Source organism: Arenibacter palladensis, from assembly GCF_900129275.1.
Classification (GTDB): domain Bacteria; phylum Bacteroidota; class Bacteroidia; order Flavobacteriales; family Flavobacteriaceae; genus Arenibacter; species Arenibacter palladensis.
Map to the genome: position 1 here is coordinate 153,854 of NZ_FQUX01000004.1, position 14,450 is coordinate 168,303.

The following is a 14,450-nucleotide window of genomic DNA, read 5'->3' on the forward strand; positions in this document are numbered from 1 at the left end:
GAGGTTACAAGTTAACTAAATAGCTGTGATTTACTTTGGAAAACAGGACCTTGTTGTTATGGTCTGTTGCTGATTATTTAGGTTTTATAGTCTTCTGAAAATTACGGTTCCATTATGTCCACCAAATCCAAAGGTGTTGCTCATGGCTATATTGATTTCGCCATCCAAAGCATCTCCCGTTACAATGGGTAGTGATTTGGGAATCTGGGGGTCAATATTGACCGTGTTGATGGTTGGGGGGATAATGTTATTTTGAATGGACTTAATAGCTAAAATTGCCTCAACGGCACCTGCGGCTCCCATTAAATGCCCTGTCATGGATTTGGTGGCGCTAATTTTTAGGTGTTTAAATTCATTGTTGAAGGTTTTTGCCACGGCCTTCATCTCGCTGATATCCCCAACGGGTGTGGAAGTGGCATGGGCATTTAAGTAGTTGATTTGCCCAGGATTTAGTTTTGCTTCTTTCATGGCCAACTGCATTGCTTTTATAGCGCCTATACCTTCCGGATGGGTGGCGGAAATATGGTAGGCATCATCGGTCATAGCGGCACCCACTATCTCGGCATAAATCTTTGCTCCACGTTTTTTGGCGTGTTCGTATTCTTCCAATATTAGTGCCCCGGCACCTTCACCCATAACAAATCCGTCCCTGTCAACATCGAATGGCCTGGAGGCGTGTTGTGGATTATCGTTGCGGTTGGATAAGGCTTTCATGGAGCCAAATCCACCAATGGAAGCTTCCGTAATGGGAGCTTCAGATCCTCCGGTAACCATAACTTTGGCCTTGTTTAGCCTTATATAATTGAAAGCGTCCATTATAGCGGAGTTGGAAGAGGCGCATGCCGACACTGCTGTGTAGTTTATACCCATTAATCCAAATTTCATAGCGATCATTCCCGAAGCCATATTCACCAACATCTTTGGAATAAAAAACGGGTTGAAGCGCGGGTTCATTCCCCCTGTGGTATAATTCTTTACCTCGTCTTCAAAGGTTTGCATACCTCCCTGGCCCGAACCCCAGATGACGCCTATATCAAAAGGGGATAGGGATTCCATGTTTAATTCACTATCGGCAAAGGCTTCGGTGACCGAGTAAAGTGCATATTGTGTAAAGGAATCACTCCTTTTTATTTCATTGCGATCCAGGTAATTTTCTGGATTGAAATTTTTTACCTCACTGGCGAAGGTGGTTTTAAATAGGGATGGGTCAAATTTTGTGATTTTTGATGCCCCAGTTTGGCCTTTTATGGCACTATCCCAAAATTCGTTTACAGTATTTCCAATGGGAGTCAAGGCTCCCAACCCTGTTATCACTACTCTCTTCATAAATTCATTTTTTTTTACTGGTAATGCAATGCCGGTGAATAGGTAATTGAGTGCCTAATTATATAGTCACCCCCCTGTTCTTATTGTTCCAAAACTTCGGTAAGTATCCGTTTAAATACATCCACAGGTTGTGCACCTGTAACGGCACTTTTTCTGATAAATACTATGGTTGGCACAGAATTGACTCCTAGGTTTTTCCAATAATCCTCTTTACTTCTTATTTCATATCGGGATTCATCATTATCTAAATTAGCTAAGGCTTCTTCAGCGTTTAAGCCAACATCCAACAGGGCCTGCTTTAAAATAGCTCTGTCCGAGACATCTTTTCTTTCGCTAAAAAAGGCAGTGGTTAAGCGCATCTTTAATTCGGTCTGCTTTCCAAATGCCTTGGCATACTCCAATAATATATGTGCTTCAAAAGTATTTGCCATTCTCATTTCATCAAAATAATCGAAGGTAAATCCCAGTTCTGCTCCCGCCTCGGCCATATATTCCTGTGAACGTTTTTGTTCTTCCAAACTTGAACCATATTTTTCGGTAATATGTTCCTGTACGTTCTGCCCTTCTTTGGGCATATGTGGATTTAGTTCAAAAGGTTGCCACTCTATTTCTACTTGGTCCTGAATACCCATTTCTGAGATAGCTTTATCCAAGCGTTTGTAACCAATGGTGCACCAAGGGCACACTACATCGGATACAATATCTATTTTAATTTTATCTGCCATTACAAAGTGTATTTAGTATATGTTTAGGCTTATATAACTTCACTAATTGGAAATTGTGGTTGCGCATTGGTCAAATTAGGAAGGTCTGCCAAAATTGCTTCGGTATTTAAACCAAACGAATGTTCCAAAGATTGCAAGAATTCAAAAGTTCAAAGTTAATGAATATGAAGCTGGTTGCATACAAGCTGTTCCTATATTGGTGCAATGGGAACTTGGTGGACGCCTAGGATATGTAAACCTTTGGCGTCCTATTCCATTATTAGCCCATTCTTGTGTTTAATTGGTTATAGTTTCGGGTTTCCAAGCAAACTTTTTAAATGCGTCATCAACGGGAGTCTTGGCAATATGGTTGGTATAGTTGCTTATTACCTTTTGTGAAAGACCAAGGATGATTTCCAAAATTTGTCTTTCCCCGTAACCAACGGCATAGAATCTGTTCAATTCGTCTTCCGAAATATTTCCACGGTTCCGAACAATGGATAAAGTGGTCTCATACAACACCTGTAGTTTTTCCGTGGGCATGCTGGTCCTATTTCTTAAGGCTTCACTTAATGCCGGATCTACTTTCATCATATGGGCAATACCGGTATGTGCCGGTATACAGTAGTGACATTCGTGTTCTACGTTAATGGTCTGCCACACTACGGTTAATTCTTCGTTGTTAAAGGAAGAATCAACAAATAATTGATGCAGTGTCTGATATGCCTCTAGGATGCCGGGAGCACTGGCCAATACCCCATGTAAACCGGGTATCATACCAAAAGCCTTAACCGATTTTTGCAAAAAGGGTTTACTTTCTTCAGGTGCGGATTCAATGTCGTGTACTTTTAATGTAGTCATAATTCAATTTTTAATTTATTGTTTATTCTATTTAGGTTTATAACTAAGCAATCGCTTAGTAATGGGGTAAAAAAAATGTCAAAGGTTCGTAAATGCTGTTTCTATATAATCTTCCAATTGTTTTCTACTTAATATTTTAGAGGCCAAGGAAAGTCCCAACATGGAGGCTCCCAAGTAATTTGCCTGTTTTTCAACGGTTGCTAGGTCTTTATTTTTGTCTTGTCTTAAGTTGTTTGCAAACAGGGCTTTAATTTCATTAAAAAAGTTCTTCAATTCTGTCATTATAATTGGATCCCCATGGGCTCCTAATTCATTTACGGTATTGGTAACCAAACACCCCTTTTTGCCATTGTCATCCTTGGAGAATTCCAAGAAATCGTAGAAGTATTGTTTAATACCGATTACCCCGTTGTTCGATTTCTCCAAAATTTCCGTAATACGGTGCATCTTCTTTTTGTATGACTTAATGCATTCCAAAAAAACCCCGTTCTTACTTCCGAAACTTGAATAAATGGAGAATTGGTTTATTCCCATTTCCTTTTCCAACATGCGAACGGAGGTATTCTCATACCCATTGCGCCAGAACAAGCCCATAGCTTTTTCTATTACTTCCTCTTCGTTATATTGTTTGCTCCTTGCCATTTTATAAATACGGTACAAAACTAAGCAGTTGCTTTGAAATAAAAAAACAATTAACATTTTGTTTGATATTCCCCGGATAAATAACTGTTGTGCAGAAAACAATGATCTTAGGTCTCAAAAGGACATATGTCTCCAATTGCAGCTGCCGAACTTCGGTCAAATACTTCTTTTATCGCTAAAGTGAAATTGGGCCTTCTGACGTTTATCGGCAATATTTTGCACTTTATCCGTGATTTTCCCCCTTAACGAGTAACAGTGCTTTTCGGCGAATTGGAACCTGGAAAAGTACGCTTGCGCGAGTTATATATATAACAAAACGCAAGTCATGAAAACCATTTTAACTTTAATCTTTATTCTTTTTATCGGAGTAGCTGCACAAGCTAATAACGGTGCTGCCGAAGTAAAGATTGAAACTGTTGCCATGTCTATAGTAACTGCTACTGCAAAACAGGAAGTTGCCGTTAAAAATGAAAATTCCGTAGCGCGTTTGTACATGTTCAAAAATTCTAAAATAACCAAAGCATTGTCTTTTTCAACTAAATTAAACAAAGCCAAATTGGCCTAACACGATACACTAACCTACTGCCCTTAAACGGACAGTCCCAAAATAGACCATTATGATATTATTTGCGCTTTTAATCCTCATATCCCTAGGCCTTAGTCACATTATTATTTTTCCCAAAACCAAGGGTATCCTAAGACCTTTAAAAGTGTCGGTAAAACAGGACAAGGAATAAGCCATTATTCGTTATCCAATTTTCAGGCTCTTTGAGATACAACCTCAGGTTATTTTAAAAAAATAAGGAAATATATATTAACATGTGTAGACATTACCTATGGGTTAGGTCTTAAAAGGATGTTGTATGTCTGAAAATTTAACAATGTAGTTTGTGCCTTTCTTCGAGGAATCCCTGTTTATGGATCCCTTTAATTGACGGGACAGGTTATGGATAAGTTTTAGCCCCAGCGATTTTGTATTCTTATGGCTGATCCCCTCAGGAAAGCCTTCGCCATCATCACCAATATAAAGTATATAGTCCTTTCCATTGGATTTTACCAGTTCTATATGTATTTCCCCTGGATCGTTATCCTTAATACCGTATTTAAGGGCATTGGTAATTACTTCGTTGATCAATAGTCCTAACGGAATGGCAGTATCTATACCCAGTTTAATATCCGGGATTTTGATGTTAAGGGTGATGTTGTTTTCAGTGCCTTTAAAGGATCGTATAAGATAATCACTTAATTCCTCTACATAGGACTTGTATTCAATTTTGGAAAGATCATGGCGCATATACAGCATCTCATGTACCATGGCCATTGAAATTACCCTATTCTGACTGCTCTTTATCAAAGTTTTTATTCTTGGTTCTTCAATGCTTCTGGATTGAAGGCTAAGTAAACTGGATACGGTTTGAAGGTTGTTCTTTACCCTATGGTGAATTTCCTTTAAAAGCGTGTCTTTCTCCCTGATTCGGGCCTCGTTTTCGTTTCGGATTTTATGTAATTCGTTGTGTGCCTTTAGAAGGTTTTTTCCTATGACACCTCCCAAGAGGTAAACGGAGAACAGAATACTAAAAAGGGCAAAAATATTCTTACTTTCGGCGGGGACCACATTTTCCGTAAAATTAAATTCCGCAATACTCTGGGAGTAGATCAGAATAATGATCAATAGATTTAGATTTAAATAAATACGGCCGTATTCCTTGGTGCTAATATAACCCGCAAAAACCACCAAAGCCAGTACAAAAATAAAGGGACTGTTAATGCCTCCACTGTAAATAGTAATAATGACAGAGGATGCCAATGCCATTATTGAAGTAATATTGTAAGTTAATCCAAGCAATTTATGTTTGTGAAATGCAAGGGTGTTGGCCAAATTAAGAACACCGAAAACAATAAAAATATCAGGGATTATTTGAGTGATATTGAGGAAAAATATACATACAATACCAAATATAATGGACAGGACAGAGGAAATATAGTTAACCCTTAACGTTAAACGGACTTTGTCCTTAAGTCGGTACTGATCCTGAGTGGGTATTTGCATTAAAAAATGGTTAATGGTTGTATTATGAGGGTAAAGATAATCGTTTGAATTAAAGCACGATGAATTTTAAGGTTAAAACAATATTTTTATGGAAATCCCCTATACCTCGTAGGATGGATTTTGGATCTATTGATTTTTGGCCCCAATTATTCACCTTTTTTATTCGATTTTAATTCTATTTTTCCGTCAGAAAAACCTTAGACTTATTATAAATATATTAAAATTTGGACAATAAAAAAGCGACGCCTTTTAGGAGCGTCGCTTTTTTTGGTGTACTACTTGAATTATAAAGCTGTTGGGTGTTTTGGCTAATCTTCTATAATAACCCATTCGCCTTTGTCCAAAAGCGGTTCGGCTTGTTTGTATTTGACCGTCTTGCTTTCGCCGGACATTACATTCTTTATGGTGACTCTTTCGTTTCTTCCTATTTTGGCCTTTTCCCGTACAATGGTTTCGGTTACCTGAGGCCGTCCACCTTGATTTTGGCCTACAGCCCGGCTTTGGGCCGACATTTCATCACTGTTGGGAATTTCTTCCTTGGAGGTCTTTAAATTTTCCTTTGGCCTGCGAATATTTCGGGCCTCCTGAATCTCCGGACTCTGTGTTGGAAGTTCTCCTTTAAACAAGAAAGAAACTATTTCTTTGTTCACCTTTTCTATCATTCCCTTGAAAAGTTCAAAGGCCTCAAATTTGTAGATCAATAAGGGATCCTTTTGTTCATGTACGGCCAATTGGACAGATTGTTTTAACTCGTCCATTTTTCGTAGATGTGTTTTCCAGGAATCGTCAATAATGGCGAGAGAAATGTTTTTTTCAAAATCCGTTACCAATTGGTTGCCGTCACTTTCGTAGGCATCCTGAAGATTGGTAACCACATTCAAGGTTTTAATCCCGTCCGTAAAGGGCACTACAATTCTTTCGAACTTATTGGCGTTGTCTTCATATACCTTTTTGATGACCGGGAAGGCCGTGGCAGCGTTTCGCTCCATTTTGTCCTTGTAATGGGTATATGCCGTTTTATATATAATATTCGCCATTTCCTGTACGCCCATTTTCCCAAAGTCGTTTTCGCTAATAGGGGAGGTGATGGAGAAATATTTTATAAGTTCAAATTCAAAGTTCTTATAGTCGCTGGCTGCCTTGTTGGTGTCCACAATTACCTCGCAAGTGTCGTAGATCATATTGGCAATATCTACTTTAAGTCGCTCGCCTTGTAGGGCGTGACGTCTTCTTTTGTAGACTACTTCCCTTTGGGCGTTCATAACATCATCATATTCCAACAATCGCTTACGGACACCAAAATTGTTTTCCTCCACTTTTTTCTGGGCACGCTCAATAGATTTCGTCATCATGGAATGTTGAATAACCTCACCTTCTTCCAAGCCCATTTTATCCATCATTTTGGCTACCCTGTCCGATCCGAACAATCGCATAAGGTTGTCTTCCAAGGAAACATAGAATTGGGAGCTTCCTGGGTCTCCCTGTCGCCCGGAACGACCTCTAAGCTGTCTGTCTACCCTTCTTGAATCATGGCGTTCTGTTCCTACGATGGCCAAACCACCAGCTTTTTTTACTTCTTCACTTAATTTAATGTCGGTACCACGACCTGCCATGTTGGTAGCTATGGTCACCACACCTGCGTTTCCGGCCTCGGCTACAATATCCGCTTCTTTTTTGTGCAATTTGGCGTTAAGTACATTGTGCGGTACTTTTCTAATGGTCAACATACGGGAAAGAAGTTCAGAAATTTCAACAGAGGTAGTACCAATAAGTACCGGTCTTCCCGACTGTGATATTTTGGTAACCTCATCAATAATGGCATTGTACTTTTCGCGTTTGGTCTTATAGATCAAGTCCTGTCTGTCGTCTCGTGCAATAGGCCTGTTGGTAGGGATTTCCATCACATCCAACTTGTAAATTTCCCAAAATTCCCCGGCTTCGGTAACGGCTGTACCGGTCATCCCTGCCAGTTTACTGTACATTCTAAAGTAGTTCTGCAAGGTTACGGTGGCAAAGGTTTGGGTCATGGCCTCGATCTTTACATTTTCCTTGGCTTCAATGGCCTGGTGCAATCCGTCAGAATAACGTCGCCCATCCATAATACGGCCCGTTTGCTCGTCTACGATCATTACCTTGTTCTCCATAACCACATACTCCACATCCTTCTCAAAAAGTGTGTATGCCTTTAAAAGTTGGTTCATGGTATGGATACGCTCACTTTTTATGGCAAAGTCCTTGAACAATTCCTCCTTTAGTTCGGCTTCCTTGTTGATTTCAAGATCCTGACTCTCAATTTTTGCTATTTCATGGCCAATATCGGGCATTACAAAAAAGTCCTTGTCGCCATCCCCTGATAAATATTCAACTCCTTTTTCGGTAAGCTCTATCTGGTTATTTTTTTCATCGATAACAAACCAAAGTTCTTCATCTACCTTTGGCATTTCACGGTTGTTATCCTGCATATAAAAGTTCTCGGTCTTTTGAAGTAACTGTTTTACCCCTTCTTCACTCAAGAATTTTATTAAGGCTTTGTTTTTAGGAAGACCTCTGTGGACACGTAACAAAAGGAAACCACCTTCTTTGGTATCTCCTTCGGAAATCAACTTTTTGGCCTCGGCCAAAACTCCCGTCAAGTAGGCTCGTTGTTTGTTGACAATATCACCTACTTTGGGTTTCAGTTCATTAAATTCATGTCGATCCCCTTCCGGTACCGGTCCTGAAATGATCAAGGGGGTACGGGCATCATCTACAAGAACGGAATCCACCTCATCCACAATGGCATAATTATGGGGTCTTTGAACCAGGTCACTGGGGGTATGGGCCATATTGTCCCTAAGATAATCAAAGCCGAATTCATTGTTGGTGCCGTAGGTAATATCCGCGTTATAGGCAGCCCTACGTCCGTCAGAATTAGGTTGGTGTTTGTCTATACAATCCACTGAAAGTCCGTGGAATTCGAATATTGGTGCCATCCAGGCGCTATCCCTTTTGGCCAGATAATCGTTTACGGTAACCAAATGGGCTCCGTTTCCGGTTAAAGCGTTTAAATAGAGGGGCAGGGTAGCTACTAAGGTCTTACCTTCCCCAGTTTGCATTTCCGCAATCTTTCCTTGGTGAAGGGCTATCCCCCCAATTAACTGAACATCATAATGTACCATGTCCCAGGTAACTTCCTTTCCGGCGGCATCCCAAGAGTTTTTCCAGATGGCATTGTCGCCATCCAAAGTAACGTAATCCTTTGAACCGGAAAGTAGCCTGTCGTATTCGGAAGCTTTTACGGTAATGGTTTCATTATTGGCAAAGCGTTTTGCTGTTTCCTTGACAACGGCAAAGGCTTCGGGCAACATATCTGACAGGGCCTTTTCGGAAATGGTATATATTTCCCCTTTAAGTTTGTCTATATCCGCATAAATATCTTCGTTCTTGTCTATGTCTGCAGACTCCTTTACTTCTTTTAGCAACTTGTCTATTTGCTCATTGATCTCTTTGCAATCTTCTTTTATTTTATTCTTAAAAAAAGCAGTCTTTGCCCTAAGTTCATCGTGGCTTAATTTTTCCAAAGCCGCTTCGAACGATTTTATTTGATTGACCAAAGGTTGTAGGTCCTTGACATCTTTCTTTGATTTATCCCCTACAAATACCTTTAATACTGAATTTAAAAAACTCATAATGATTTTCTGTTATTAATGAAAGACTTGGTAAAAGCCTTTTCCAATGTATGTGCATAAAATATTCTAGTTGGCACTTGCAATGCCATCTTTTGGATACAAGAGTTCCAACATCAAAATTACGTAAAAAAAAAGCCTCATATGAGACTTTTTTGTTGTAATTCCGTTAATATTTTAATACTCGTCCTCGTTCCAAAGATAGTCTTCTTCGGTAGGATAGTCTGGCCAAATCTCTTCGATTGATTCATAAATCTCCCCTCCTTCTTCCTCCATGGACTGTAGGTTTTCTACAACCTCCAAAGGTGCACCGGTTCTAATTGAGTAATCTATCAATTCGTCTTTTGTTGCGGGCCAGGGCGCATCGCTCAAATAAGATGCTAATTCTAATGTCCAATACATCGTAATTATTTATTTTTTAATATTTTGCAAAAGTAATTTTTAAACTGAAACTGCCAAGTTTTTTTGCGAAAAATTCATCCAATTCTATTCTACTTTTATCGCTTTAATAATTTGATAACGAAGAATTAACGAATTTATTAGTTCTGCTTCTCCGGAATCCACTTTATTTCCTCAGCTTGTACATCATAGGACAATTTTCGTGCCAATACAAAGAGAAAATCGGAAAGTCTGTTAATATAGGATAACAAGATAGGGTCTACAGGCTCAAAATCGTTTAATTGCGACACTAGACGCTCCGCCCTACGGCAAATAGTCCTTGCAATATGACAATATGACACTGTTGTATGCCCTCCAGGCAATATAAAATGGGTCATAGGGGGCAGCTGCTGTTCCATCAGGTCTATTTCCTTCTCTAGGAGGTTTATATCTTCGGCCTCGATTTTAGGAATATTTAAACGGTCCTTTCCACTTTTCAGTTTTTCTTTCTTGGGGTCGATCGCCAATAAGGCCCCAACCGTAAATAGTTTTTCTTGAATTTTTATCAATATCTTCTTGGAGGATTCCTCTATTGGCTGGTCCCGTATTAAACCAATCCAAGAATTGAGTTCGTCCAAGGTGCCATAACTTTCAATTCGGATGTGATGTTTCGGTACCCGGGTACCGCCAAAAAGACCTGTTGTGCCATCATCTCCAGTCTTGGTATATATTTTCATGCCGGTCTATGTGTATTTTTTGGTGCTATTAATTATAATATGGATGATAGGGAAGGGCAAGACTGGCCAAGACTAAGGTTTGTTTTGGGGCAAGTCTTTTATAGTTTTATCCTTGGTCGTTGGACTTGCTTCTATCCTCCCGTTTATAATCTTCCATAAATTTTCTGGATTTTCTATCTCTGGTTCTTCTTTTGGTAAACCCTTGGGCAACAAAGAAAATAACTCCAAGAACGGCAAGTACTATGTAAATGATGTAGTCCATCGGTCATGTTTTTATGAATTTCTTTATCTCCATTAAAAATACGGGTTTAAATCCGAATCTTAAAATGCTCCTTGGCTTGTTCCCTTCTAAAAAATACCAGTCCACAGTAAAAAAGGTCCATGGTTACCGTTACCTGATTCAATTCTTTTATACTTTCCCATAATTTGTGGGTATACTCCGTTTGGTAGATCCCATTTACCAAAACAACAGTATCATTGGCAATGCTATTATTGTCAACAATTAACTCGTCAATGGTTTCCCTGTGTAACTTTTCAATATAAATTATTTGATTGGAAGTGTTGGCAAAGGATACCCCTTTAATGTTTTTTGTTATTTCCTTTTCCAAAGCAATATTGGAAGGGACCAATTGTACTTGTGCTATTTTAAAATAGGCAATTGTTTTTAATAGAATATTTTTGGACTTGGATGTATTAAAATGAGGGGAAGCGTATAGACATTTGGTTATAAACCGGTAGACGAATGGAGAATGTACCCCATGCTGGTTATTGGATGACAGCCAGAACTTAATAAATGCAAATAACCTATATAACATCTTATACTTTGTTGGACAGGATTTATTCGTCCATGGACATGGAAAGCTCGAACCACCTTTCTGTTTTTTCTTCAATAGTATCTGTAATCTCCTTGAGCCTGATGGATAATTTGGAGATCTCATCACCGGAAAGTGTACTGTCTGTAAATTTATTCTGGATTTCAAGCTTTTGGGATTCCAGTTTTTGGATTTCCTTTTCCAGTTGTTTGTACTCCTTTTGTTCCAAAAACGAAAGCTTTTTTCCTGTTTCTTCTTCTTTCCAAGTATTCTTGGTATTTTTTACTTCATTGGCTTTTTCCTTGGATGCCTTGTTTTCCTGTATGTTGCTGTCCTCATAAGTTCTGAAATCGGAATAATTGCCTGGGAAGTCCTCAATTTCTGCATTCCCCCTAAAAACAAAGAGGTGATCCACGATCTTGTCCATAAAATAACGGTCGTGGGAAACGACCAAAAGACAGCCAGGGAAATCGAGTAGAAAACTTTCCAACACGTTCAATGTAACAATGTCCAGATCGTTGGTAGGTTCATCCAGGATCAAAAAGTTTGGATTTTGTATTAAAACCGTACACAGATAAAGGCGTTTGCGTTCCCCTCCACTTAATTTTTCCACAAAATCATATTGCTTCTTACGGTCGAAAAGAAAACGTTCCAATAGTTGTTGGGCAGAAATTTGTTTTCCCTTCATCAAAGGAATGTAATCCCCAAATTCCCGAATAACATCAATTACTTTCTGGCCTTCCTTAATGGTAATTCCCTTTTGGGTGTAATAACCAAACTTAATGGTTTCTCCTATGATTACCTTGCCACTGTCCGGTTGCACGGTACCGCTCAGGATATTTAAAAAGGTGGATTTTCCCGTGCCATTTTTTCCTATGATGCCGATACGTTCCCCCTTTAGAAAATTATATTCAAATTTGTCCAGAATGGGCTTGTTGGGGAAGGATTTGGATATTTTATGGAGCTCTACAATTTTGCTCCCCATACGTTCCATATTAATTTCCAGCTGCACCTCGTGTTCCTTTCTCCGTTGGCTTGCCTTTTCCTTTATGGTGTGAAAATCGTCGATTCTGGATTTTGATTTGGTAGTCCGTGCTTTGGGCTGTCTGCGCATCCAGTCCAGTTCTTTCTTGAACAGTATTTTGGATTTGTGCTGTTCTACGGCTTCCTGTTCTATACGGGCTTCCTTCTTTTCCAAATAATAGGAATAATTGCCCTTATAGGAATACAACTGACCATTATCCAATTCAATGATTTCATTGCAGACCCGTTCCAAAAAATAGCGATCGTGGGTAACCATGAAGAGGGTCATATTCTCCTTGGCGAAATACTGTTCCAGCCATTCTATCATTTCAAGGTCCAAATGGTTGGTAGGTTCATCCAAAATAAGAAGGTCTGGCCTATTGATCAAGGCATTGGCCAATGCCAATCGTTTCTTTTGTCCTCCCGAAAGTAGTCCTACCTTTACATCTAGATCTTCCAATTTTAATTTGAACAGGATCTGCTTATATTGGGTTTCAAAATCCCATGCGTCATAGCGTTCCATAGCTTCAAAGGCCTTTTGGTAGGCATCTGCATCTTCTGGATTCAAAAGGGCATGTTCGTAGTTTTGAATAACCTTTAAAACCTCGTTGTCCGAAGCAAAGATAGTTTCCTCCACGGTTAATTTTTGATCTAGGTCCGGTTCTTGTTCCAAAAATGAAATTCGAATTCCCTTACGACTATTTATCTGGCCGCTGTCCGACGAATCCTTGCCGGATAGTATGTTTAGGATGGAAGTTTTTCCGCTGCCATTTTTTGCAATTAGCGCAATCTTTTGATCCTTGTTGATCCCAAAGGAAATATTTGAAAAAAGTGATAACTCGCCAAATGATTTGGATATGTTTTCTACAGTAAGTAGGTTCATTTAAGGTATTATTTTAAACTGATGTGTTGTTGGAAATACTTCCATAAAAAAAGATATCTTGCGCCTAGCATAATCCAGAGGGGTATGGCCAAGGGGGAGAACACCTGTACTTTAAATATAGCCAATACAATGGTTACACCCAATAATCCAAGTAGAATTAACAAGTACTTGGGCAGCCAACTGGGAGTATTTTTCTTTTTAACAATGATAAAGCCAATAATTAAATTCAACGGAAATACCCAAAGGATATTAAAGTTGTTGGCGGTAGCCGTATGGTCTGTAAAAAACCAAAGGAAAACGAGTAGCATTCCCGCCAGCCCCGTAACAAAAAATAGTACGGAATCCAAGATCCTACTTCTGGTATGATTCTTATAGTCGATATAGGTAATGGTAAGGACAAACAATAACATTGCCAATATCCAAAATAGGGGAGAAGCTAGAAAGTATCCCTTTTCCTCCTTTTTTACGGAAGTTAAAATGGTTCTGTCCCTTATTACCAGATTATGTTCGGATATGGTGGTATTGCCTAATTGTTCCTTTACATATATGGGTAAAAACATATGTTCCTTATCAGTAGCTGTTCTGTCTATTACAGAGCCCAAGGCCAAATCTATCCCGAAACTGGACCAAGAATTGGTAATAAGGTTTTGGTGTATAAGCTGCCTGAAGGTGTAGTTTTTTTCCAAATGGCCCTCATTAAAATGAAGGTTTCCACCTAAGGCCTCTTGCAGGACATCCCCTATTTTGGTGGCGCAATTGTTGAAAAAGAAATCGTATTTGTAATCCCTATTTTCTGGGCGATAATTGTTTTCCAAAAATCGGAACAATTCATTCTTTTCTGTAGGGGCAAGTTGCAAGAGTTGTTCTTTTACCCATCTATTTTCCATTTCATAGGCATACAAAAAATTGGGCATATTTTGCTTGCTCAAGGAATAGTATAATTTACCCATGGCAAATTCCACGTAGAACATGGGCGGGTCAAAATTAAAAGTCCCATAATTGTACACCCAGTCTATTCCCTGGGTGGGATCTTGGATTCTGAAAGCGCTATGGCCAAAAGTGGTGTATAGGTCGCTGCCAGAGCCACAGGTTAAAACGCTTATTTGTGATTCGGGAGATAATTCCCTAACCTGTGCGGTTCCGTGGAACATCAGGCCCATAAAAAATGCAATAAAAAGAATCCTTATGCTCATATACTATTGGGAGCCACTATTTTTTGAAATTACCAACGCAAATATCGAATAATTTATAGGATTTAAGTATGATAGTACAAGCTATTATAAAAAACAGGATATATTTTAACAGCATTTTTTAATAAATGGTATTTTTACATGATGGCACCTAATTTGCAATGTGCAATTGATGGTGA

At 39.1% G+C, this 14,450-nt stretch carries 13 protein-coding genes; 1 reads left to right on the forward strand and 12 read right to left on the reverse strand.

The features are described from left to right. Positions 1–84 precede the first annotated feature (84 nt). From fabF to BUA60_RS12965, 4 genes are all read right to left on the reverse strand, one after another. Positions 85–1,326, reverse strand: a complete 1,242-nt coding sequence (fabF, locus tag BUA60_RS12950) for a beta-ketoacyl-ACP synthase II (protein WP_072862302.1) — start codon at positions 1,324–1,326, stop codon at positions 85–87. Positions 1,327–1,406: 80 nt separating this feature from the next. Further along, positions 1,407–2,051, reverse strand: a complete 645-nt coding sequence (locus tag BUA60_RS12955; protein WP_072862304.1) for a DsbA family oxidoreductase — start codon at positions 2,049–2,051, stop codon at positions 1,407–1,409. Between the two features lie 276 nt (positions 2,052–2,327). Further along, entirely contained in the window at positions 2,328–2,891 is a 564-nt protein-coding gene (locus tag BUA60_RS12960) for a carboxymuconolactone decarboxylase family protein (RefSeq protein WP_072862306.1), read from the reverse strand. Between the two features lie 78 nt (positions 2,892–2,969). After that, positions 2,970–3,533 carry a TetR/AcrR family transcriptional regulator gene (locus BUA60_RS12965; protein ID WP_072862307.1) on the reverse strand — a complete coding sequence of 188 codons (564 nt, stop codon included), beginning with the start codon at positions 3,531–3,533 and terminating at the stop codon, positions 2,970–2,972. Between the two features lie 325 nt (positions 3,534–3,858). Here BUA60_RS12965 and BUA60_RS12970 point away from each other — a divergent pair, with 325 nt between their 5' ends. Then, positions 3,859–4,098, forward strand: coding sequence for a hypothetical protein (locus tag BUA60_RS12970; protein WP_072862309.1), 240 nt, complete (start codon positions 3,859–3,861; stop codon positions 4,096–4,098). Positions 4,099–4,374: 276 nt separating this feature from the next. Here the strand turns inward: BUA60_RS12970 and BUA60_RS12975 are convergent, their stop codons facing one another. The 8 genes from BUA60_RS12975 to BUA60_RS13005 all read right to left on the reverse strand — a co-directional run bounded on the left by BUA60_RS12975 (position 4,375) and on the right by BUA60_RS13005 (position 14,274). Next, positions 4,375–5,583 carry a sensor histidine kinase gene (locus BUA60_RS12975; RefSeq protein ID WP_072862311.1) on the reverse strand — a complete coding sequence of 403 codons (1,209 nt, stop codon included), beginning with the start codon at positions 5,581–5,583 and terminating at the stop codon, positions 4,375–4,377. Positions 5,584–5,891: 308 nt separating this feature from the next. Then, the gene (gene secA / locus BUA60_RS12980) at positions 5,892–9,251 is read right to left on the reverse strand and encodes a preprotein translocase subunit SecA (protein WP_072862312.1); all 3,360 of its coding nucleotides are present in this window, start codon (positions 9,249–9,251) and stop codon (positions 5,892–5,894) included. Positions 9,252–9,425: 174 nt separating this feature from the next. Next, entirely contained in the window at positions 9,426–9,650 is a 225-nt protein-coding gene (locus BUA60_RS12985; protein ID WP_013994285.1) for a DUF2795 domain-containing protein, read from the reverse strand. A 137-nt stretch (positions 9,651–9,787) separates the two neighbouring features. Then, positions 9,788–10,363, reverse strand: a complete 576-nt coding sequence (locus BUA60_RS12990) for a cob(I)yrinic acid a,c-diamide adenosyltransferase (protein WP_072862313.1) — start codon at positions 10,361–10,363, stop codon at positions 9,788–9,790. Between the two features lie 106 nt (positions 10,364–10,469). After that, a complete protein-coding gene (locus BUA60_RS23045) occupies positions 10,470–10,625 on the reverse strand; it encodes a hypothetical protein (RefSeq protein WP_176225577.1) in 156 nt (51 codons plus the stop codon). 46 nt (positions 10,626–10,671) lie between these two features. Then, complete coding sequence (locus BUA60_RS12995; protein ID WP_072862315.1) at positions 10,672–11,178, reverse strand: hypothetical protein; 507 nt, start codon at positions 11,176–11,178, stop codon at positions 10,672–10,674. 22 nt (positions 11,179–11,200) lie between these two features. Next, positions 11,201–13,081: an ABC-F family ATP-binding cassette domain-containing protein gene (locus tag BUA60_RS13000; protein WP_072862317.1), complete on the reverse strand. Its 1,881-nt coding sequence runs from the start codon at positions 13,079–13,081 to the stop codon at positions 11,201–11,203. Between the two features lie 8 nt (positions 13,082–13,089). Continuing rightward, a complete protein-coding gene (locus tag BUA60_RS13005) occupies positions 13,090–14,274 on the reverse strand; it encodes a lipoprotein N-acyltransferase Lnb domain-containing protein (protein ID WP_072862318.1) in 1,185 nt (394 codons plus the stop codon). Positions 14,275–14,450: the final 176 nt, after the last annotated feature.